22 protein-coding genes are annotated in these 19,111 nt (G+C 56.7%); 12 read left to right on the top strand and 10 right to left on the bottom strand.

The annotated features are described in order from the left end of the window. Positions 1-4 precede the first annotated feature (4 nt). A complete protein-coding gene (locus OC597_RS02945) occupies positions 5-550 on the bottom strand; it encodes an antibiotic biosynthesis monooxygenase (RefSeq protein WP_085115821.1) in 546 nt (181 codons plus the stop codon). A gap of 45 nt (positions 551-595) precedes the next feature. Then, positions 596-1,240 carry a hydrolase gene (locus tag OC597_RS02940; RefSeq protein WP_037422649.1) on the bottom strand — a complete coding sequence of 215 codons (645 nt, stop codon included), beginning with the start codon at positions 1,238-1,240 and terminating at the stop codon, positions 596-598. Positions 1,241-1,382: 142 nt separating this feature from the next. Between OC597_RS02940 and OC597_RS02935 the strand changes: the two genes are divergently transcribed. Further along, on the top strand, positions 1,383-2,291 hold the full coding sequence (locus OC597_RS02935) for a LysR family transcriptional regulator (RefSeq protein WP_261251956.1): 909 nt from the start codon (positions 1,383-1,385) through the stop codon (positions 2,289-2,291). Positions 2,292-2,329: 38 nt separating this feature from the next. After that, positions 2,330-2,710, top strand: coding sequence for a cell envelope integrity TolA C-terminal domain-containing protein (locus OC597_RS02930; protein WP_261283984.1), 381 nt, complete (start codon positions 2,330-2,332; stop codon positions 2,708-2,710). Positions 2,711-2,753: 43 nt separating this feature from the next. Here the strand turns inward: OC597_RS02930 and nudI are convergent, their stop codons facing one another. Then, positions 2,754-3,179, bottom strand: coding sequence for a nucleoside triphosphatase NudI (nudI, locus tag OC597_RS02925; RefSeq protein ID WP_262207368.1), 426 nt, complete (start codon positions 3,177-3,179; stop codon positions 2,754-2,756). Positions 3,180-3,422: 243 nt separating this feature from the next. Between nudI and OC597_RS02920 the strand changes: the two genes are divergently transcribed. Genes OC597_RS02920 through OC597_RS02895 form a run of 6 tightly spaced genes read left to right on the top strand, consistent with a single transcriptional unit; the run spans position 3,423 to position 9,157 of the window. Beyond that, on the top strand, positions 3,423-4,490 hold the full coding sequence (locus tag OC597_RS02920) for a fatty acid desaturase (protein WP_262207366.1): 1,068 nt from the start codon (positions 3,423-3,425) through the stop codon (positions 4,488-4,490). Positions 4,491-4,519: 29 nt separating this feature from the next. Then, positions 4,520-5,452, top strand: a complete 933-nt coding sequence (gene osmF / locus OC597_RS02915) for a glycine betaine ABC transporter substrate-binding protein OsmF (protein ID WP_261283987.1) — start codon at positions 4,520-4,522, stop codon at positions 5,450-5,452. A gap of 47 nt (positions 5,453-5,499) precedes the next feature. Further along, positions 5,500-6,660 (top strand): ABC transporter permease, encoded by a 1,161-nt coding sequence (locus tag OC597_RS02910; protein ID WP_261283988.1) that lies wholly within the window; start codon positions 5,500-5,502, stop codon positions 6,658-6,660. Further along, on the top strand, positions 6,657-7,592 hold the full coding sequence (locus OC597_RS02905; RefSeq protein ID WP_262207364.1) for an ABC transporter ATP-binding protein: 936 nt from the start codon (positions 6,657-6,659) through the stop codon (positions 7,590-7,592). Before OC597_RS02910 ends, OC597_RS02905 begins: the two co-directional genes overlap by 4 nt. After that, positions 7,589-8,368: an ABC transporter permease gene (locus OC597_RS02900; protein ID WP_316044857.1), complete on the top strand. Its 780-nt coding sequence runs from the start codon at positions 7,589-7,591 to the stop codon at positions 8,366-8,368. The genes OC597_RS02905 and OC597_RS02900 overlap by 4 nt, the downstream gene beginning before the upstream one ends. Before the next feature lie 9 nt (positions 8,369-8,377). After that, the gene (locus OC597_RS02895; RefSeq protein WP_262207363.1) at positions 8,378-9,157 is read left to right on the top strand and encodes a phosphate/phosphite/phosphonate ABC transporter substrate-binding protein; all 780 of its coding nucleotides are present in this window, start codon (positions 8,378-8,380) and stop codon (positions 9,155-9,157) included. 2 nt (positions 9,158-9,159) lie between these two features. Here OC597_RS02895 and OC597_RS02890 read toward each other — a convergent pair whose 3' ends face one another. Then, complete coding sequence (locus OC597_RS02890) at positions 9,160-9,894, bottom strand: SDR family oxidoreductase (protein WP_262207362.1); 735 nt, start codon at positions 9,892-9,894, stop codon at positions 9,160-9,162. A gap of 128 nt (positions 9,895-10,022) precedes the next feature. Here OC597_RS02890 and OC597_RS02885 point away from each other — a divergent pair, with 128 nt between their 5' ends. Then, a complete protein-coding gene (locus OC597_RS02885) occupies positions 10,023-10,934 on the top strand; it encodes a LysR family transcriptional regulator (RefSeq protein ID WP_262207361.1) in 912 nt (303 codons plus the stop codon). Here OC597_RS02885 and OC597_RS02880 read toward each other — a convergent pair. From OC597_RS02880 to OC597_RS02870, 3 genes are all read right to left on the bottom strand, one after another. Next, positions 10,922-11,098: a YohO family small membrane protein gene (locus OC597_RS02880; RefSeq protein ID WP_261251967.1), complete on the bottom strand. Its 177-nt coding sequence runs from the start codon at positions 11,096-11,098 to the stop codon at positions 10,922-10,924. The two genes, OC597_RS02885 and OC597_RS02880, sit on opposite strands and share 13 nt — an antisense overlap. Positions 11,099-11,200: 102 nt before the next feature. Further along, on the bottom strand, positions 11,201-12,124 hold the full coding sequence (yedA, locus tag OC597_RS02875) for a drug/metabolite exporter YedA (RefSeq protein ID WP_262207359.1): 924 nt from the start codon (positions 12,122-12,124) through the stop codon (positions 11,201-11,203). A gap of 168 nt (positions 12,125-12,292) precedes the next feature. Next, positions 12,293-12,946, bottom strand: coding sequence for a helix-turn-helix transcriptional regulator (locus OC597_RS02870; RefSeq protein ID WP_112348186.1), 654 nt, complete (start codon positions 12,944-12,946; stop codon positions 12,293-12,295). 104 nt (positions 12,947-13,050) lie between these two features. On the opposite strand from OC597_RS02870, the gene OC597_RS02865 reads away from it, so the two are divergent. The 3 genes from OC597_RS02865 (at position 13,051) to OC597_RS02855 (ending at position 15,707) form a co-directional block, all read left to right on the top strand. Further along, positions 13,051-14,505 carry an MFS transporter gene (locus OC597_RS02865; RefSeq protein WP_262207358.1) on the top strand — a complete coding sequence of 485 codons (1,455 nt, stop codon included), beginning with the start codon at positions 13,051-13,053 and terminating at the stop codon, positions 14,503-14,505. A gap of 111 nt (positions 14,506-14,616) precedes the next feature. Beyond that, positions 14,617-15,186, top strand: a complete 570-nt coding sequence (locus OC597_RS02860; protein WP_261424604.1) for a helix-turn-helix domain-containing protein — start codon at positions 14,617-14,619, stop codon at positions 15,184-15,186. Positions 15,187-15,188: 2 nt separating this feature from the next. Further along, entirely contained in the window at positions 15,189-15,707 is a 519-nt protein-coding gene (locus tag OC597_RS02855) for a GNAT family N-acetyltransferase (protein ID WP_261251971.1), read from the top strand. A gap of 170 nt (positions 15,708-15,877) precedes the next feature. On the opposite strand, the gene OC597_RS02850 is transcribed toward OC597_RS02855, so the two are convergent. From OC597_RS02850 to ompC, 3 genes are all read right to left on the bottom strand, one after another. Beyond that, complete coding sequence (locus OC597_RS02850; protein WP_262207355.1) at positions 15,878-16,708, bottom strand: 5'-nucleotidase, lipoprotein e(P4) family; 831 nt, start codon at positions 16,706-16,708, stop codon at positions 15,878-15,880. A 21-nt stretch (positions 16,709-16,729) separates the two neighbouring features. Beyond that, a complete protein-coding gene (locus tag OC597_RS02845; RefSeq protein ID WP_262207353.1) occupies positions 16,730-17,581 on the bottom strand; it encodes a GNAT family N-acetyltransferase in 852 nt (283 codons plus the stop codon). Between the two features lie 187 nt (positions 17,582-17,768). Next, positions 17,769-18,866 (bottom strand): porin OmpC, encoded by a 1,098-nt coding sequence (ompC, locus tag OC597_RS02840; RefSeq protein WP_261251974.1) that lies wholly within the window; start codon positions 18,864-18,866, stop codon positions 17,769-17,771. Between the last annotated feature and the right edge of the window lie 245 nt (positions 18,867-19,111).

Raw genomic sequence — 19,111 nt, 5'->3', positions numbered from 1 at the left:
CCGCCTAACGGCGGGTGAGCCATTGATGAAATACGCGGGTCACGATTGGCATCCAGAGGAACACCACCAGGGCAACCACGGTGGCGTCATTAAGAAAATGGCCGGTCAGCGTGCCGTTCAATTGCGGCAACAGCTTGCCCCAAAACCAGGGCACCAGATTGGTGGAAGGGAAGATCACCAACAGGGTGATTAAAAACTGTTTCCACTTGGCGGGCTGACGGGTAGTGGCACTCGGCGGCGTAAACCAGAATTCTGCACCGGGCCGAATTTCAATGCGGTCGCTCTCCAACAGCAGCGGCGAAACTTCCGCGATATAGCTTTTGCGCAGCGGCGAGTTAATCCACAGATAGAGATTGTCGAGGTTGTCAAAACGCACCAAAACGGTGTAGGCCTGTTCGTTACCGGTGGGGCGGATCACGTTCACGCCGAGGTGACCGGGAAAGTTGGCGGCCTCGGGCATAATGCGTTTAAGCCAGGCCTCGTAGGCCGGCTCCTGTCCCGGAGCCAAACGGTGTGTGATGACTAACGTGACATGCTGCGGGTGAGCCATAGCGATCCACTCCAGAAAAACCCCGGCGCATGGCCGGGGTGAAGGTTATTTTGCCACGCGTGCTGGAGCGTGATGCACCATGGTGTAAGCGTAGTCAACGCCCATGCCGTAAGCGCCGCTGTGTTCGCGCACCAGCGCCATGACTGCGTCGTAAGTTTCTTTGCGCGCCCAGTCACGTTGGTATTCCAACAACACCTGCTGCCAGGTCACTGGGATGGCACCGGCCTGCACCATGCGATCGATAGAACGCTCATGGGCATCGACCGAGGTGCCGCCGGAGGTATCGGTGACCACGTAAACTTCATAGCCGGCCTCGAGCGCCATCAGCGCCGGGAAGGTCAGACAGACTTCGGTCCACAGGGCGGAAATCACCAGTTTTTTACGGCCGGTGGCTTCTACCGCTTTCACGAAGGCGGCGTCTTCCCAGGAGTTCATCGAGGTACGTTCAATCGGGGTGATTTCAGGGTGGACCGCCAGCAGCTCCGGCCAGATGTAGCCGCTGAAACTCTCAGTTTCCACCGAGGTAAAAAGGGTAGGAACATTAAAAATCTTGCCAGCCTTGGCCAAACCGACCACGTTGTTTTTCAGTTGCTGGCGATCAATATTAGCCACGCCAAAAGCCATTTGCGGTTGGTGATCAATGAAAATCAGTGCGGAATTATCTTTATCAAGTAATTGAAATTTAGACATGATTTACCTTCCCAGTGATACTTCGGTTTAACAGATGATGAATGTCATCTCGATAAAACGCATGGTAGGCAGGGGCAGATTTCAAAGATAGCGCAGAATTTTTGCCGTCTTGTTGAGTTTTTTTATACACGGAGGGGGAGCGGTGAGATTAAACCTGGAAGCGTTACTGATTTTGGATGCGCTCGACCGGCATGGTTCCTTTGCTGCCGCGGCGGCGGTGCTGTTCAAAACGCCGTCGGCGTTGAGCTATATGGTGCAGAAACTGGAGAACGATCTCGACATTACGCTGCTTGATCGCTCCGGCCATCGGGCGAAATTCACCGATACCGGCAAGCTGATGTTGGAAAAAGGTCGGTCGATATTACGTGCGGCACAGGATCTGGAACAGCAGGCGCGCTATGTGGAAAACGGTTGGGAAAGCGAAATCACGCTCGGCATCGATGCCTCATTTCCGTTTGAGCGGTTGCTGCCGCTGATTGAAGAGTTCTATCAACAGCATCACCATACCCGCCTGCGTTTTGGCCATGAGGTGCTGGCCGGATCCTGGGAGTCACTGGTCTATGGCTGTGCGGATATTATTGTCGGTGCAATCTGTGAACCTCCGTCGCGGGTAGGCTATGCTTTTAGTCAGTTGGGTCGGCTGGACTACGTGTTTGCCGTGGCTCCACAGCACCCGCTGGCCACGCTGGCGGAACCCTTGCCAAAAGACGAAATTCGCCGGCACCGGGCGGTAGTGGTACGTGATACCTCGCGGGTGAATGCGCCGCAGAATCTGAATATTCTCGAGGAACAAGACACCTTGACGGTATTTGGTTTCGACGCCAAGTTACAGGCGCAACTCAGCGGTTTGGGCTGTGGCTATCTGCCGCGATATTTGGCCGAACCTTACCTGAAAAGCGGCCAGTTGGTAGCGAAAAGCGTTGAATCAGAACGTTGTAGTGACGTCGCTTATTTTGGCTGGCGAGAAAACGCCACCGGTCTGGCGGCAAAATGGTGGCGTGAGCGATTACAGCAGTTAGCCGATGCCGGGGACGTTTACCCGGAGCACTGATTTGGCACCTTCGGGTGATAATACAAGGATGCAGAGAGATGAAAACAGGGATGTGGTTATTGGCGATGTTACTGGCCGGCTGTAGCGCCGGCAGCGGGAACCCTACTGCAGACGGCAGGTTGGAGAATCGGGTGGCTTCAGCCCAGCCGACGAAACCGCAGCGCAGCAATTACCCGGAAAGAATGCGCCAGGCCATCACGCAGGAAATGCAGTTGCCCGGTAAATATAAATCCAAAAGCTGTGCGATCAGCATCCATCTGTTACCCGACGGCTCGCTGAAAGATTTTAAAGTGCTGGAGGGCGATGCCGAACTTTGTGCGGCGGCAAGCCAGGCAGTACAACGCGCCAAACTGCCGAAAATGGCCAATGAGACCGAGTTCGCGTTATTCCATAGCGTGGTGCTGGACTTTGTCCCCTGACGTTGATGGCTTACCGTATCGGATGCAGTAAGCCATGCGCGAGTTACAAAATACCTTTCTGTGCAAAGGTGATGCGAGTGGCCTCATTGAGATCGAGTTTAGGTATCCGCTCGGGCCTGAGCCAGGCGATTTCCTGAAACTCTTCATTGAAGGTGATCTGACGATTGGCACTGATACAATCGAAGATCAGATACAGCATGTAGATCTGTTCTGTTGTCCCATCAGGATAAGTCTTGGTACGAACATCATCCCTGAAAGTCCAGGGGGTGATCTGGGTAATCTGTAATGCTTCTCCCAGTTCTTCCCTGATCTCACGACGGAGGGCTTCCTCAATCGTCTCACCGGGTTCCATACCTCCGCCGGACAGGGCCCACTGGCCGGGGAAAACGCCGCGGTCATCGGCCATTTTGCACAATAAATATTCGCCATTATTTTCAATAATCGGGCAGACGATGATCCTTTGACGCATGTAACCTCCTGATGTCATAAATTCTTATTAACTAATTAGATAACCGCTGTTATCAAGCCATGATGCTAACAATAATGCTCAGGGTAGTATCCGGTTGAACTGGCTGAGTTATCCGTGATCGGGCTCTCATCAACAGCAATGGCATAACTAGCTGATTTTTAACTTTGCTTTGCCGCTTTCGTTATTTTGAGCGTCCCTGCCGCTCGTTGATACTGAGCAAAATCTCTTACAGCGAGCCTGCGCATGTCCTCAGCCAAAAGCCACAGCCACTATTTGCATCCTGCCCAACGTCAATGGATCCGGCAGCTTAACCAGCGTTGGTTCTGGCGGCTGGAACTGCCGACCTGGGGCATTATGGCGGTGGTTTATGGCGGCTGGTTTGGCGTGGTGCAGTACTGGCAGGTACTGGGGCCGTGGCTCGGCACTCCGTTGTTGATCCTGCTGACCACCTGGTATATGTCGCTGCAGCACGAGCTGATCCACGGCCATCCGACTCGCTGGCCACGGCTCAATCAGTTATTCGGCCTGCTGCCGTTGGCGGTGTGGTATCCCTACGGCCTGTATCGCGATTCGCATCTTCAGCACCACCGCAATGAACATCTGACCGATCCGCATGAAGATCCAGAAAGTTATTACTTCAGTCAGGCGCAATGGCAGCGTTTTCCACGGCTGTACCCGTTGTTGGCAAAGGTGCGTAATACGTTGAGCGGGCGAATGTTGTTGGGCCCGGCGCTGGATATTATCGCTACCGGGGTGAATGCGCTGAAAGCGATCGCCGCCGGTGACTTGCGCACCCTGGCAATGTGGCTGGTGCATTTACTGTTGCTGGTGGGAGTCTTGAAATGGTTGCAACTGCACGGCATTGGCACGGCATTTTACCTGCTGGCGATCGGTTATCCGGCGTTGGCATTGACCAAGATAAGATCGTTTTTTGAGCACCGTGCCGTTGAAGCTCCGCAGGCACGTTCTATTATTAATGAAGCGGCCTGGCCGTGGCGGCTGCTGTTTCTTAATCTGAACTATCATTTAGTTCACCATGATCTCCCCGGCTTACCGTGGTACGGTTTACGGCAGGTGTATCTGGCCGAGCGTGATGAATATCAACAGCGCAGCCAGGGATTTGTGGTGCAAGGCTATGGCCAGTGGGTGAGTGAATACGCATTTACCCCGGTCGCCGTTGAGGTTCATCCGTTTAATGCCGGCGAGTCGCCAAGGGACATACAGGGCGAAAATGAAGTCTGGCCGGCGGAGACATTTATTGTGCGATGGAAGCGCGCTTCTCAGGATTTTCCAATCGATCTGGCCAAATAGCCGGAAAATACACAACAAGAGGAAAAAGTATGGCAATCACTCCATCACGTGGTCGCGCTCTGGCTTTGGCGCTGAGTTTGCTTGCCGCGAGCGTCGGCGTGGCACAGGCGGCCGACACGGTGCGCGTTGGTTCTAAAATCGATACCGAAGGCTCGTTGCTTGGCAACATTATCGTGCAGGTGCTGGAGTCCAACGGCATCAAAACCACCAATAAATTACAGCTCGGGACCACCAAGGTACTGCGCGGGGCGATCACCTCCGGCGAAATTGACGTCTACCCGGAATACACCGGCAATGGCGCATTTTTCTTCTCTGATGAAAAAGACCCGGCGTGGAAAAACGCCCAGGCCGGTTTTGAGAAGGTGAAGAAGCTGGATTATGACAAGAACAAAATTGTCTGGCTGGATGCGGCTCCGGCCAACAACACCTGGACCATTGCAATTCGTCAGGATGTGGCAGACGCCAATCACCTGAAAACGCTGGCCGATCTGGGCAAGTGGATCAACGGCGGCGGCAAGTTCAAGCTGGCGGCCTCGGCGGAATTTATCGAACGTCCGGATGCCCTGCCTGCGTTCCAGAACGCTTACGGCTTTAAGCTGAATCAGGACCAGTTGCTGTCGTTAGCCGGCGGTGATACGGCGGTGACCATCAAGGCGGCGGCGGAGCAAACTTCCGGCGTTAACGGGGCGATGGCCTACGGTACCGACGGCCCGGTAGCGGCGCTGGGGCTGATAACGCTGGAAGATCCAAAAGGGGTGCAACCGATTTACGCCCCGGCACCGATTATCCGCGAGGCAACGCTGAAACAACATGCCAACATCGCCGAACTGTTGAAGCCGGTATTTGCAACACTTGACGGCCCAACGCTGCAAAAACTCAATGCGCAGATTGCGGTAGAAGGCCAGGACGCCAAACAGGTGGCGGCTACCTATCTGAAAGAGAAAGGGTTGGTTAAGGGGTAACACCATCGGCCCCCGCTTGGGGGCCAACATGGAGCTGGAGAGTTTCTTTGATTATTGCCGTAAAAAACCGCGTACTACTGACGCTACTCATTCTGTTGCTGCTGGCCGCTTTTGGCCTGCCGTTTCTCAGCTATGCCCCCAATCGCCTGCTGTCTGGCAAGAGCATTTCCCTGATTTCCCTGCTGCACGGCCCGGCGCTGTGGTTGCTGGTACCCATGGTGATTTTGGCGGGGCTCAGCCTGCTGGCACCCGGCAGGCGCAATGCGGTGTTTACTGCACTGGCGGCTTCGGCGCTACTGGCTTTGACCTTCTGGTTGAGTGGGCACGCGGCTCAACAGTTGGCGCTGGAAGGTTCTAAGCTGGCGCGCACTTCCTGGGGCAGTGGTTGCTGGTTGATATTGGCGCTGAGCCTGCTGATGGCCGCCGACGCCATGGCCCGCATTACCGCCTCACATTTGTGGCGCATGCTCGGCAACCTTCTGGTGATACTGCCCGCGTTGGCGCTGCTATTTAGCCACCAGTTGGATCAGCTTTCGCTGCTGAAAGAGTATTACAACCGGCAGGACGTCTTCGACGCCGCGCTGTTGCAGCACCTGACCATCCTGCTGGCAACGCTGGTGCCGGCGCTGCTGATTGGCATTCCGCTCGGGGTGCTGTGCTTTCGCTCTACGCGCTGGCAAACGCCGATCTTTTCTACCCTGAACATTATCCAGACCGTGCCGTCGATTGCGCTGTTCGGCTTGCTGATCGCGCCATTGGCCGGTCTGGCGGCGGCGCTGCCCTGGCTGGCGGAACATGGCATCAGCGGTATTGGCATGGCACCGGCGATTGTGGCGCTGGTGCTGTATGCGCTGTTGCCACTGGTGCGCAGCGTGGTGGCCGGGTTGCAGAGCGTGCCGGCCAGCGTGATCGAATCTGCCAGCGGCATGGGGCTGACGCGCGGGCAGATCTTCTTCCGCGTCCAGCTGCCGTTAGCACTGCCGTTGTTTCTGACCGGCGTGCGTATCTTGGCGGTACAAACCGTTGGCATGGCGGTGGTGGCGGCGCTGATTGGTGCCGGAGGTTTTGGCGCCATCGTCTTCCAGGGTCTGCTCAGCAGCGCGCTGGATCTGGTGCTGCTGGGGGTGATCCCGGTGATCGTGATGGCGGTAATCGTCGATTCGCTGTTTAAATTTATGGTTTCAATTTTGGATGTATCACGCCGATGATTCAGTTTAATCAGGTCAGCAAGATTTTTCAGGGTAAGCCGGCGGTGGACGATCTGACGCTGCGGATTGCCAAGGGCGAATTTGCCGTACTGATCGGCACCTCGGGTTCCGGGAAGTCCACGACGTTAAAAATGATCAACCGACTGATCGAGCACGATCATGGCAAGATTTACTTTGCCGACGAAGAGATCCAGAAATTCAAACCGCAGGATCTGCGGCGTCGCATGGGCTACGCCATTCAGTCGATCGGCCTGTTCCCGCACTGGACAGTGGAAGAAAACATCGCCACCGTGCCGCAACTGCTGAAGTGGCCGCGTGCGCGCATTCGCGATCGGGTAACCGAATTGCTGGAGCTGTTGCATCTGGAGCCGGATTTGTTCCGTCGCCGCTATCCGCATCAGCTTTCTGGCGGGCAGCAGCAGCGGGTTGGAGTGGCGCGTGCGCTGGCCGCTGACCCTGAAGTGCTGCTGATGGACGAGCCTTTTGGCGCACTGGATCCAGTAACCCGCGCGGCGCTGCAAACGGAGATTGCGCGCATCCATCATCTCTCCGGACGCACCATTGTGCTGGTGACGCACGATATCGATGAGGCTCTGGCGCTGGCAGACCGTATCGTGTTGCTCGATCAGGGCCGCATCGTGCAGCAAGGCACGCCGCTGGAGCTCTTGACCGCACCGGCCAACGATTTTGTGCGTGATTTCTTTGGCCGCAGCGATCGCGGTATCAAGCTGCTGTCGCTGGAAACGGTAGCGCAACGGGTGCGTCCTGGCCATGCGGCAGGGGAACCTATTGCTGCTGCCATGAGCCTGCGCGAAGCGCTGTCGGTGTTTGTGGCACGCGGTAGCGAATGTTTGCCGGTGATAGGCGAGCAGGGGGAAGCGCTTGGCGTGCTGCATTTCAGCGATCTGATTGTCCAAAAGGCACTGTCATGAGTGGGGCCCAGGGCCTGCGCTGGCTGCGCGATCCGTTGCCCTGGACCTTTGCCCTGTTGCTGGCACTGGTGTTTGGCATGAATCATTTACACGGCCTGTTTGCCGCCTGGTTCCCCGATCTGGACCGGCCGGTGTATCAGCAGGACAGTTTTATCTCATTGGTCTGGGCACATCTGCTGCTGGTGGCCGTCTCCAGCCTGATTGCCGTGGTGATTGGCGTGGCCGCCGGGGTTAGCGTGACGCGCCGGGCCGGTAAAGAGTTTCGCTCGCTGGTGGAAACCCTGGTGGCGGTCGGCCAGACTTTTCCGCCGGTGGCGGTACTGGCAGTGGCGGTGCCGGTGATGGGCTTTAGCGAGCAGCCGGCGATCATCGCGCTGGTGCTGTACGGTTTACTGCCGATCCTGCAGGGCACCTTAGCGGGCATTGAGTCGGTACCTGTGGCGACTCGCGAAGTTGCGCAGGGGGTAGGGATGAGCCCCCGGCAGATCCTGTGGCGTGTTGAATTGCCGCTGGCTGCCCCGGTGATCGTCGCCGGAATCCGTACCTCGGTGATCATTAATATCGGTACGGCGGCGATTGCCTCTACCGTCGGCACCAAAACGCTGGGATCGCCAATCATCATTGGCCTGAGCGGCTTTAATACCGCCTATGTGATCCAGGGTGCGGTGGTGGTGGCCCTGTTGGCGATCATCACCGATATGCTGTTTGAGCGCTGGGTGCACCGTCTCACTGCCTGGCGTCAGCAGACGCTGGTGGCTTCCTCTTCTGTAGGGTAAGGGAACAAAATGCAGGTATCTTTGCCGATGTACGGCGTGACTCATCAACCGGCCGCAGCCTTCTGGCAGGTGCTGCGTGGCAAATTGCTGCAACTGGGTTTGCCGCAAGCGCCCGAGCAGCTCAGTTGGCCGCAGGATCTGGCGCAGCATTGGCAGCGGGATGACTTATTGCTCAGTCAAACCTGCGGCTATCCGCTGGCCGTCAGCCTGCCGCAGGTTCAGTTGATTGGCACCTATCACTACCGTGTTGAGGGTTGTGAAGGGCCGGAGTACAGCAGTTGGCTGGTGGTACGCGATGACGAACCCGGCGAACGGCTGGAGGATTTTCGCGGCCGGGTTGCGGCCTATAACAGCACCGACTCGCAGTCAGGCCACAACAGCCTGCGGGCGTTGATAGCCCCCCTGGCTCATGACGGAAAGTTCTTCAGTTCCGCCATTGCCTCTGGGGCTCATTATCAGTCGATAAAACTGATCCAAAACCGGCAGACGGATATTGCCGCCGTTGATTGCGTCAGCCTTGAACTGTTGAAGCGGGCGCAGCCGCAGGCATTGGCGGGGCTAAAAATTATTGGGCGAACCGCCACCGTTCCGGGGCTGCCACTGATCACTTCGGCACAAACCCCGCCGGAACAGCTGGAGATCTTGCGCGCCGGAGCCAGGGCGATGCTGGGTGAAGCGGTAAGTGACAGCCTGCTGATCGGTGATTTCAGTCTGGTGCCACGTTCGGCATACCAAAAAATCGTCGGGCTGGAACAACAGGCCGCCGCGTTTGGCGTGACGGCGCTGTAATTTTACAGCAGCCCGCCGCCGTCAATATCGATCACGCTGCCGGTGACAAAGCCGTTTTCCATCGCCAGCAGATAGCCCGCTGCCACCTCCGCCGCCAGACCGACACGCCCAACCGGCAACCCTGCGCCGGTTTTGGCAAACATCGCCTGACGCTGCTCGGCGTTCAGGGCGTCGTAGGCTTCGGTGGCCGTGACGCCGGGGCTCACCACGTTGACCCGTCGCGGTGCCAACTCTTTCGCCAACTGCTTGCCAACCGCCTCCAGGGCCGCATTGATACCGGTTTTAATCAACTGGCCGCTGAGGTATTTACGCGACAGCTGGCCGGAGGTCAGGGTGATGGAGCCCCGTGGCGACAAGGTGGGCAATGCAGCCTTAATGGCACGCAGTGCGCCCCACAGTTTGACGTCGAAGTTGGCCTGCGCCTCGTCAAAATCGGTCTCTGCCAACAGCCTGGCCTGTACTGCCGGGCCGGCGGTGAACACCAGATGATCGAATTCGCCGATTTCGGCAAACAGCGCGCGCAGTGAGTTTTCATCGGTCACGTCTGCCTGCATCACCCGCAGATTACCGCCGCCGTCGGCAGGCTGGTATTGCTGCATGCTGCCAACGCGGCGTGAAGCCAACACCACATTGGCCCCGCGTTCTATCGCGGCATAAGCCACTGCCGCACCAATGCCGCTGTTACCGCCAAGGATCACCAGCTTTTGCCGGTTCAGGGAAGAAGAAGGAGTAGTCATGATAACGCCTCAATTACTGTGAGTTTCGGTGTTATCTATCATTCCTTATTGAAAATCCGCGAACAATTGGCCTAAATGGCAAACACTTGTTAAATATTTTTAATAATAGGCGTGACGCAGGAAGACCCATGACATCCTTTATCGACCTTGAAGTGTTTGTCCGTACGGTGGAAGGCGGCAGTTTTTCAGCGGCGGCGCGCGCGTTGGATATCACGCCGGCGGCGGCCAGTATTGCGATCAAAAGGCTGGAACAGCGGTTGGGGGTTCGGTTGCTGGTGCGTTCCACTCGTAGCCTTCGCCTGACGGAAGAAGGGCAGCGCTATCTCGACAGTGCCCGGCTGGCATTGGGGGCGCTGGCGGAGGGTGAGCAGGCGATACGTGAGAAACATCAGGGGCTGTCCGGCGTATTGCAGATCTCCGCCCCCTCGGATTTTGGCCGCAACCTGTTGCTGGGTTGGCTCGATGAATTCAAACGGCAACACCCGCATATCCAACTGCAATTATTGATTAACGACCGTCATGCCGACTTGTTTCGCGAACCGGTGGACATTGCGCTGCGCTTCGGGCAACTGGCGGACTCTTCGTTGGTGGCGTTGCCGATCCTGTCGCAGCACCGACGTTTGATCTGCGCCAGTCCGACTTATCTGCAACAGCATGGCGTGCCGCAAACACCGGCCGATCTGGCTCAGCACAGCATTCTGATTTATCAACCCAGTGGGCACAGGCAGGCCGAATGGCGTTTTTGGCGAGGCGATGAATTGACGGAGGTAGCGCTGACCGGCCGTTATTTTACCGATGACGGCGAAGTGGCACGACGCTGGGCGTTGGCCGGGCACGGGATTGTCCGTAAATCAGCCATTGATGTGGTGGCGGATATCCAGGCGGGGCGGTTGCAGGCATTGTTGCCGGAGTGGCAAAGCGACGCGGTGCCCATCAGCCTGGTTTGTCCGCACCGTTCGCAGGTATCGGAGCGCGTCAGGCTGTTGCAGCGCTTTTTACAGCAGCGCTGTCAGGACTGGATGGCGCATCACTTGCTCTGAAGGCCTTCCGCCGGTGTAGCGCTGGCAGCGGCTTCGCTGGAGGTGGTGGTTTCTTCGCTTGGCGTGGTGGAACGGGTGTACATATTCAGCCCGGCCAGGAATACGCCGCCGAGTGAACCAAAGGCACACAGAAAGATAACGATAATGAACGATTTTTTCAGCATTGGGATGATTTCGCAGGTTGCCCGGAACAGCGGGAATTATAGTCTCTTCAACGGACGAAACAAGAATCGTTTTGAATGGCGGCCCACAGACCGCCATTTTGGTCACTCTTTAATGCTGCCGCTCGGCTGAACTTTGGTAGGGCGCGCAAACAGGAACTTACCCAGCGTGACCAGCACCACAGCCGCGACGATAATCACCAGCGCTGCCCATTCGCGCGGTGCCAATGACTCGCCGGCAAAGCTGATACCGAGCAACACGGCCACCACCGGATTGACGTAGGCATAGCTGGTTGCCACCGCCGGGCGCACGTTTTTCAGCAAAAACATGTAGGCGCTGATCGCCAGCATCGAACCGAAGACAATCAGATAACCGAGCGCGAAGAAGCCTTTGGCGGTGGGTATCTGCGTCAGACGCTCGCCACTGAGCTGGCTGACGACCAGCAGCACCACACCGGCGACCAGCATTTCCGCTGCCCCAGCCATCGGTCCGGCTGGCAGCGAAATACGCGACCCCAGCACTGAACCAAAGGCCCAACTGGCAGAAGCCAGCAGGATCAGCAGTGCGCCGGTTGGGTTGCCGACCAGATTATTGCCGGTATTCAGCAGCACGATCCCCACCAGACCCAGCCCGATACCCGCCCATTCCAGCTTGGTATTGCGCATGCCCCACAGCAGGCTGAAGCACAGGGTGAACAACGGTACCGTCGCCACCATTACGGCGGCAATGCCGGAAGGCACGTTCTGATGCTCTGCCACCGTCACCAGGCCGTTACCCACCGCCAGCAGCAGAATACCGATGGTACCGGCAGCCAGCCACTGCTTTGCCGTGGGCAATGCATGGCCGCGCAGTGCCAAAAAGCTGAACAGCACAATCCCGGCGACCAGGAAGCGGATACCGGCCATCATCAGCGGTGGCCAGCTCTCGACGCCCAGACGAATAACGAAGTAGGTCGAACCCCAGACAATATATAACGTGAACAGCGCCCCGATTAACGGCAGGACGTTACGGCTACTTTGGCTCAGCATGGATTTTAATTCTGCAGGGAAGGTTATTATTAGAAGACTCAGTAAACCCGATCGGGCAGAGGATAAGCAACGCTTTTCAATACTTTTTTAAGGCCACCCCAGGCTGGCGAGCCGGCGAGGATCCACCGGGTGACGCCAGCCTGCAGGATGCCTTGCGCCGGGTGTCGGTTACAGCAATGAAATACGGTAGGCGCAGCGGCGTGCGCCTGCCAGAATATGTTCGGAGCGTTCAACCTGCGCCTGTAACACTTCGGTGAAAATGCTCAGCTCCGCCCGGCAGAACCCCTGACAAACGGTGGCGGCGGCGCAAATAGGACAATGGTTCTCTACCAGCAGAAAAGAGCCGTCTTCCTGTACGCGCGATTCTGCCATGTAGCCTTCGCGACAGCGGATCGCCGTCAGGCGCTCGACGCGCTCCTGTAAATCGGTGGCGCCGACCATCGCCTGTTTGTAGTTAATGCGCGTTTCCTGCTCGCGGGTGTCGATCAACAATTCGATCGCCTGTTCACCCAGCTTGTCGCGCACGGTGCGCAGCAGCTGTACCGTCAGTTCGGAATGGGTATCCGGAAAACGGGCATTGCCTGCTGCGGTCAGGTGCCACAGCTGTACCGGGCGACCGACGCCACGGGTCTCTGCTACGGCTTCAACCAACCCATCTTTTGCCAGCTTGACGAACTGCTGGCGCGCGGCCTCGCCGGTGGTGCCAAGGACTTTGCCTGCATCAGACGCTTGCTGTGGGCCGCGGGTTTTTAAGAGTGTCAGCAAACGGTCACTGACCGATTGTGCGGGACCACCGCTATTTTCCAAGTTTATTCTTGACATATTTCTCCGCCTCACCCTACTCTTATTCCAAGATAATTCTTGTTAAATTTAACGCAGTATCACTATTAACTCAATGCCATTCCTCTGAAAACAGGACGATAACCGTGATAACCAACGATGATAGCCGCTGGGCCGATCTTTTTTCCGGCAAAAATGGCGCCAGTGCGATCGCGCTCTCACTCGGCGTAGCGCTGCATGCAATCAATATTCTGGTCGCTACCACCATTTTGCCCTCGGTGGTGCAGGATATCGGTGGCCTGGATCTGTATGCCTGGAATACCACGCTGTTTGTGGTGGCGTCGATTCTGGGATCGGCATTATCGGCACGTTTGCTCAGTGGTTATGGGGCTCGCAGTGCCTACGTGGTGGCGTCGCTGTTCTTTATCGCCGGGGCGATGTTGTGCGCGCTGGCACCGTCGATGCCAGTGATGTTAATCGGCCGAACCGTGCAGGGCTTCGGCGGCGGGCTGATTTTCGCGCTTTCATACGCCATGATCAATCTGGTCTTTGAGCAAAAGCTATGGCCGCGGGCGATGGCGCTGATTTCGGCGATGTGGGGCATCGCGACCCTGGTGGGGCCGGCGGTGGGCGGCATCTTTGCCGAACTGAACGCCTGGCGCTGGGCCTTTGGCATCCTGCTGCCGGTGATGGTGCTGTACGCCGGGTTTACCTTCCTGATCCTGCCGAAAGGCAAACCGCAGCAACAGGCGGCACCGCTGCCGGTGGCTCAGCTGTTGTTGCTGGCAACGGCGGTTCTGGTGGTTTCCGCCGGCAGCCTGGCGGACAGCGCTTGGATTAATTTAGGGGGGATTGCGTTGGCGGTGCTGATGATGGCCTGGCTGATACAGCGTGAAGCGCACTCGCGTGCCCGCCTGTTGCCAAAAGGAGCTTTACGCCGTGGTTCACCTCTGGCCTCGTTGTATATCACCGTCTCTTTGCTGGTGGTGGGTATGACCAGCGAAATCTTCGTGCCTTATTTCCTGCAAACGTTGCACGGCCAATCACCGCTGATTTCCGGCTATATCGCGGCCACCATGGCGGCGGGGTGGACGTTATCGGAGATCCTCAGCTCCGGCTGGCGCAGCGCGGGCATCCGTCGGGCAATCATCAGCGGACCACTGTTTGTGTTGGTGGGGCTGTTAGCGCTGGGCGTGCTGATGCCAATACCTTCTGGCGGGCACTGGGCGGGGCTGACGCCAATTGTGATTGCCCTGACGCTGGTGGGGTTCGGTATTGGCTTCGGTTGGCCGCACCTGTTGACGCGTATTCTGCAAGTCTCGCCTGAGGCGGATAAGGATATTGCCGGGGCGTCGATCACCACGGTACAACTGTTTGCGACCGCCTTTGGTGCTGCTCTGGCAGGGATGATTGCTAATCTGGCGGGGCTGAACATACCGGGTGGATCGGCGGGGGCGGCCTCCGCGGCGCGCTGGTTGTTCCTGCTGTTCGCACTGGCACCGCTGCTGGCAGTATTCAGTGCCTGGCGCTGTGCGGCGATCGCACCGCCGGTTGTCGAAGGCGACCAGCGGGTACCAGAACCGTCGGCGCTGTCGTCGTAGGAACAAAAGACTTTTCATCGAATTTTACCGCCGGTTAAAAATCTGATTGACGAATCCCGTATTTGAGATTATTTCTCTTATATGGGATTTTTTTGCATCAGAGACTAAAACATGGATAACGAATGGGATAGCGCCGATCTCCGGCTGGCGCAGCGGCTGTCTGATTTACGTCAGCAGCAGGGTTGGTCGCTGGAAGAGTTGGCACAGCAAACCGGCATCAGCCGGGCGACGTTGTCGCGGGTTGAACGCACAGAAACCAGCCCGACGGCTTCACTGTTAAACAAGCTGTGCTCGGCTTATGGGCTGACCATGTCGCGGCTGCTGAGTGAGGTCGAGGACGAGCCGCCAGAACTGCTGCATCGTGAACAGCAAACGGTGTGGGTTGATCGCGCCAGCGGTTTTCATCGTCGTTCGGTCTCACCGCCTGCCGCCCTGTATAAGGCCGAGTTTATTGAATGCACCCTCGAGGCCGGGGCGGAGATTGCCTATGACGCACCTTCGGTGCACGCGCTTGAGCACCATCTGTGGCTGCTGGCAGGTCGGCTCGAACTGACGCTGGAGGCGCGAACCTTCCAACTTGAACCGGGTGACTGCCTGCGTTATCGGCTGTTTGGCGCTTCAAAATTTCATGCCTCCGGCCCTGAGCCGGCCCACTACACCCTCGTTATCAGCAGGCCTTAATCATGATTGAGATACAGCAACTGAATGCCGAAGCGGCACAAAACGCGATCCCTGAACTGGCCGAAATGCTGCAAGCCAGCGTCGCCCAGGGTGCGAGCATTGGTTTTGTTATGCCGTTCAGTCTGGAGCAGGCGCAGGCGTTCTGGCGTGGCCTGTTACCGGCGTTTGAGCGTGGGGAACGGTTGCTGTTGGTGGCATACGATGCAGGGCGGGTGGTTGGCACGGTACAGTTGTTGCTGGCGATGCCGGACAACGGCCGCCACCGGGCCGAGGTGGTAAAGCTGATGGTGCACCCGGATGCTCGCCGTCGGGGCATCGCTCGCAGCCTGATGTTGCAGGTGCAACAAAAGGCGGCTGAGCTTCAGCGGCATTTACTGGTGTTGGACACCCTGACTGGCGATACGGCGGAAGGCATGTATCGCCAAATGGGTTTTCAACTGGCCGGCAGCATTCCGCAATACGCCCTCGCCAGCAACGGCAGCGCGCTGGATGCCACCAGTTATATGTATAAGTTGCTGTAATTTTCCCCGTCGTCTTTCAAGCTGCAACGTTGTTGGCTGCACTCGTCCACCCCAGTCACTTACTTGAGTAAGCTCCTGGGGATGAACGAGTTTGCCGCCTAGCTGCAACTCGAAATCCATAGGGTAATAGACTCAGTGAGGGCACTGACTGCAGCATCTATCTAATCCAACTACTGCCCGTTCCAGGCCTTGATGGTTTGCTGGCGTATCTGCAGTTTTTGCTCTGGCGTCAGCTTGTTATAGTCCTTCGCCATGCCACTTTCCCAGTCGCCGTACAGCGGGTTCGGCAGCACGATGTATTCGGTGCCGAATTTGCTTTGGTTGTCGGCGACAAACGCCCGGCGCTGTGCGTTATCTTTGTGGTAGGTGGCAGCACCAAAGTCGTTCAGGTTGTCACCGGCGTAGACCACAATGTCGTAACCCGCGTTCTTGATGGCGTCGAAGCGTGGCTGCTTGTTGGAGGTATCACCACTGAGCAGCACGGTTTTTTCCGACATGCCGGTAAAGCCCAGTTTCTGCATATTGGCTACCGTGGCGGCGAATTCAGACTGCTTGCGGTTGGAAACGTAGAACATGGTGCCCTGATGACTGTTGACGTAACGGGCAAACTGTACGGCACCCGGCACTGCACCGGCTTGCTCTGCCTGTGTCCATTTGGCCCAGGTGGTGTCGGCAAAAGGCTGGCCGTGCTGCGCCTGCCAGCCGGAGTACGGGCTGTTGTCGAGCAGGGTTTCGTCCAGATCAACCACTACCGCTTTCTTCTTGCCCGGCGTGGCCTTGGCCTGATCAAAGGCCAGTTTGGCGCTGTTGAACGCCTGGTGTGACAGTGCCTGATATTCCCCGGACTGCTGGAACCAGTTCAGTGCCAGCACTGACTGATCCGCCAGACGTTGCTGGGCTTGCAGATCGGTTTTTGGCGGCTGGGCACAGCCGGTCAGAGTCAGTAGCGCAATACCAAACGCCGCGCCAAGGGTCATGGTCTGCCTGTTTTTTCCTGTCATAAAGGGATCGCTCTCTGGTTGTTATTGTGGTGTTTCTAAGTCCATCGTCATCTCAAACTGGCGTAATGGATCCTGCTGCCAGCCGAGCCGGTCGAAGAAGGGGGCGGCCACTTCGGGAACGTAGACGTTGGCCACCAGCGGTAACGGTGAAAACTTTGCCTGCAGCGCGCTCAACATCGCCCGGGCATGGCCCTGGCTGCGGTACTGCGGCGGCACGTAAATCATGCGTAAAAAACACTTATCTGCACCGACCTGCACCACCGCATAGGCCTGGTGCTGGCCAAGGGTAAAGGCGTAGGGTTTGCCGGGCAGTTTGAACAGTGACTCCGGGGCGATCAGCCAGGGCAGGCTGGTGGCACCTTCAGCCGTCAGGCGGTGGGAAACAAACAGCGGATCAATCTCTTGCAGCGGCACAATATTGGCTGTGGCCTGCTCGCCGGCCTGATGACCGGTCAGGGTTCCCACGATGCGTAGCCCGGCCTGATGGTACAACGCAATAGCCGGGTCGTTGCCTTCAATCACTTCCAGCGACAGTTGGCGGTCACCGCGTTCACGCGCGTCAGCAACAATCCGTTGCATCAGCGCTTTTCCCAACCCTTTACCGCGCATTTCCGGCCGGATAGACAACGCCGATACCCGGCTGTGTGAGCCACGGCGGCTTATCAGCGCCAGTGCTACCGGTTGCTGTTGATGGGTGACGATAATGCTGTCATTCAGGCTGAGATCCTCGGCACCGAAGCGGCGGGCGAAGGTGTCACCGTCAATGACGAAACGCACGATATAGTTTTCAAAACAATGACAAAGGATCTGTGCCAACTCGTCACTGCTGTAGCGCAGGGCGGAGTGGTATTCGAATGGGGAAGTGTTTGGCATAGGTCATCCAGGTTGATTTGCGCAACATATAGATGTAGACCCGTTTGTTTTGTAAGGCAAGTTTCCTGGTGCGGTGATGAGGGGCAAGGGGAGAGGAAAATAAAAAAACCGGGCGTAGCCGCCCGGCGAAGTAACTCTGGGATCAAGTAGCCGAAGCTAAAGTTTGCAGTGGTGGTTATTCATCACATCAGAACTGGTAGGTCAGGGCGACAGCAATAACGTTGTCGTCTTTCAGACCCAGCTTGTTATCGCTGTCGAGTTGGTTGATTTTATAATCGACATAGGTCGACATGTTCTTATTGAAATAGTAGTAAGCGCCGACATCGATATATTTAACCAGGTCGGCATCGCCGATACCTTCAATATCTTTGCCTTTCTGCTGAACATAACCCAGCGATGGACGCAGACCGAAGTCGAATTGATATTGAGCAACCAATTCCAGACCTTCCGCTTTATTGGCGAAGCCGCTAACGGAGGTAGAGGTATTGTTGATGGTCGCGGTGCCGGAAATAGGCGCGATATTACGGCTTTGCGAGTAGGTCGCCGCCAGATAAACGGCGTTGTTGTCGTATTTCAGGCCGCCAGCCCAGATATCCGCTTTATCGCCCTTACCGAAGGTGCCTGCTTTTTGGCCGGCAGTACGGTTGGAAGAAGCGTAGGCAGCGCCGACGCTCAGGCCGTCGATGATTTCATAGCTGGAAGACAAGCCCCAACCGTCGCCGTTCGCCTTGCTGCCGGCACGGCCGTCATTTTCGTTTTTGCCCTGGTACTGCACAGCGAACTTCAGGCCATCAACCAGACCGAAGAAGTCGTTGTTACGGTAGGTTGCTACACCGTTGGTACGGCCGTTCATAAAGTTGTCGGTCTTGACGTAAGCATCATCACCGAACTCTGGCAGCATATCCGTCCAGGCGCCGACGTCATAAATAATGCCGTAGTTGCGGCCGTAGTCGAAGGAACCGATATTTTTATATTTCAGACCGGCGAAGCCCAGACGAGTCTTGGTATCTTTCGCGCTGTCGGATTCAGAATGGTTAGCTGAAATCTGATATTCCCACTGGCCATAACCAGTCAGCATATCGTTAATTTGAGTAGCGCCTTTAAAACCGATACGCACATAGGTTTTGTCGCCATCATTGCCGGCATCGTCAGAGAAATAGTGCAGTGCTTTTACGCGGCCGTAAAAATCAAGTTTGTTGCCGTCTTTATTGTAGATTTCTGCTGCCTGTGCTGTCTGCGCAATTAAAAGTGCCGGAATAATAACGGCCAGAAGATTACGTTTCATGATTTACCCTGCTTTATTCGATTGAAAGACGCTTATCATCAGTTGTACTGCTGTTTCACTGTGCCGCCTGTTTGTTTGCAGCGCAGGTTTTTTACCGCAGTTATGTGATCTATTTATGACAAGATATTCATTTTCATGTCGAACGATTAAAAAAGTTGCGGAAAGAGTGAATTTCTTCTCTGGATGACTGTCGGCTGTCATCGGCACGGCTCCAGGTTGTTGGATAAATCATGTGTGAGGTTTAT

The organism is Serratia proteamaculans (genome assembly GCF_946227095.1).
Lineage (GTDB): Bacteria > Pseudomonadota > Gammaproteobacteria > Enterobacterales > Enterobacteriaceae > Serratia > Serratia proteamaculans_E.
This window is presented reverse-complemented; position numbering and strand designations above follow the sequence as displayed.

What these genes read in the sequence shown, in the direction of transcription:
- OC597_RS02845 (WP_262207353.1), bottom strand. Translation starts at nt 17,581, where the DNA reads ATGCCAAACACTTCCCCATTCGAATACCACTCCGCCCTGCGCTACAGC.
- OC597_RS02870 (WP_112348186.1), bottom strand. Translation starts at nt 12,946, where the DNA reads ATGTCAAGAATAAACTTGGAAAATAGCGGTGGTCCCGCACAATCGGTC.
- OC597_RS02920 (WP_262207366.1), top strand. Translation starts at nt 3,423, where the DNA reads ATGTCCTCAGCCAAAAGCCACAGCCACTATTTGCATCCTGCCCAACGT.
- OC597_RS02895 (WP_262207363.1), top strand. Translation starts at nt 8,378, where the DNA reads ATGCAGGTATCTTTGCCGATGTACGGCGTGACTCATCAACCGGCCGCA.
- OC597_RS02905 (WP_262207364.1), top strand. Translation starts at nt 6,657, where the DNA reads ATGATTCAGTTTAATCAGGTCAGCAAGATTTTTCAGGGTAAGCCGGCG.
- OC597_RS02880 (WP_261251967.1), bottom strand. Translation starts at nt 11,098, where the DNA reads ATGCTGAAAAAATCGTTCATTATCGTTATCTTTCTGTGTGCCTTTGGT.
- ompC (WP_261251974.1), bottom strand. Translation starts at nt 18,866, where the DNA reads ATGAAACGTAATCTTCTGGCCGTTATTATTCCGGCACTTTTAATTGCG.
- OC597_RS02945 (WP_085115821.1), bottom strand. Translation starts at nt 550, where the DNA reads ATGGCTCACCCGCAGCATGTCACGTTAGTCATCACACACCGTTTGGCT.
- yedA (WP_262207359.1), bottom strand. Translation starts at nt 12,124, where the DNA reads ATGCTGAGCCAAAGTAGCCGTAACGTCCTGCCGTTAATCGGGGCGCTG.
- nudI (WP_262207368.1), bottom strand. Translation starts at nt 3,179, where the DNA reads ATGCGTCAAAGGATCATCGTCTGCCCGATTATTGAAAATAATGGCGAA.
- OC597_RS02940 (WP_037422649.1), bottom strand. Translation starts at nt 1,240, where the DNA reads ATGTCTAAATTTCAATTACTTGATAAAGATAATTCCGCACTGATTTTC.
- OC597_RS02900 (WP_316044857.1), top strand. Translation starts at nt 7,589, where the DNA reads ATGAGTGGGGCCCAGGGCCTGCGCTGGCTGCGCGATCCGTTGCCCTGG.
- OC597_RS02930 (WP_261283984.1), top strand. Translation starts at nt 2,330, where the DNA reads ATGAAAACAGGGATGTGGTTATTGGCGATGTTACTGGCCGGCTGTAGC.
- osmF (WP_261283987.1), top strand. Translation starts at nt 4,520, where the DNA reads ATGGCAATCACTCCATCACGTGGTCGCGCTCTGGCTTTGGCGCTGAGT.
- OC597_RS02890 (WP_262207362.1), bottom strand. Translation starts at nt 9,894, where the DNA reads ATGACTACTCCTTCTTCTTCCCTGAACCGGCAAAAGCTGGTGATCCTT.
- OC597_RS02885 (WP_262207361.1), top strand. Translation starts at nt 10,023, where the DNA reads ATGACATCCTTTATCGACCTTGAAGTGTTTGTCCGTACGGTGGAAGGC.
- OC597_RS02850 (WP_262207355.1), bottom strand. Translation starts at nt 16,708, where the DNA reads ATGACAGGAAAAAACAGGCAGACCATGACCCTTGGCGCGGCGTTTGGT.
- OC597_RS02855 (WP_261251971.1), top strand. Translation starts at nt 15,189, where the DNA reads ATGATTGAGATACAGCAACTGAATGCCGAAGCGGCACAAAACGCGATC.
- OC597_RS02860 (WP_261424604.1), top strand. Translation starts at nt 14,617, where the DNA reads ATGGATAACGAATGGGATAGCGCCGATCTCCGGCTGGCGCAGCGGCTG.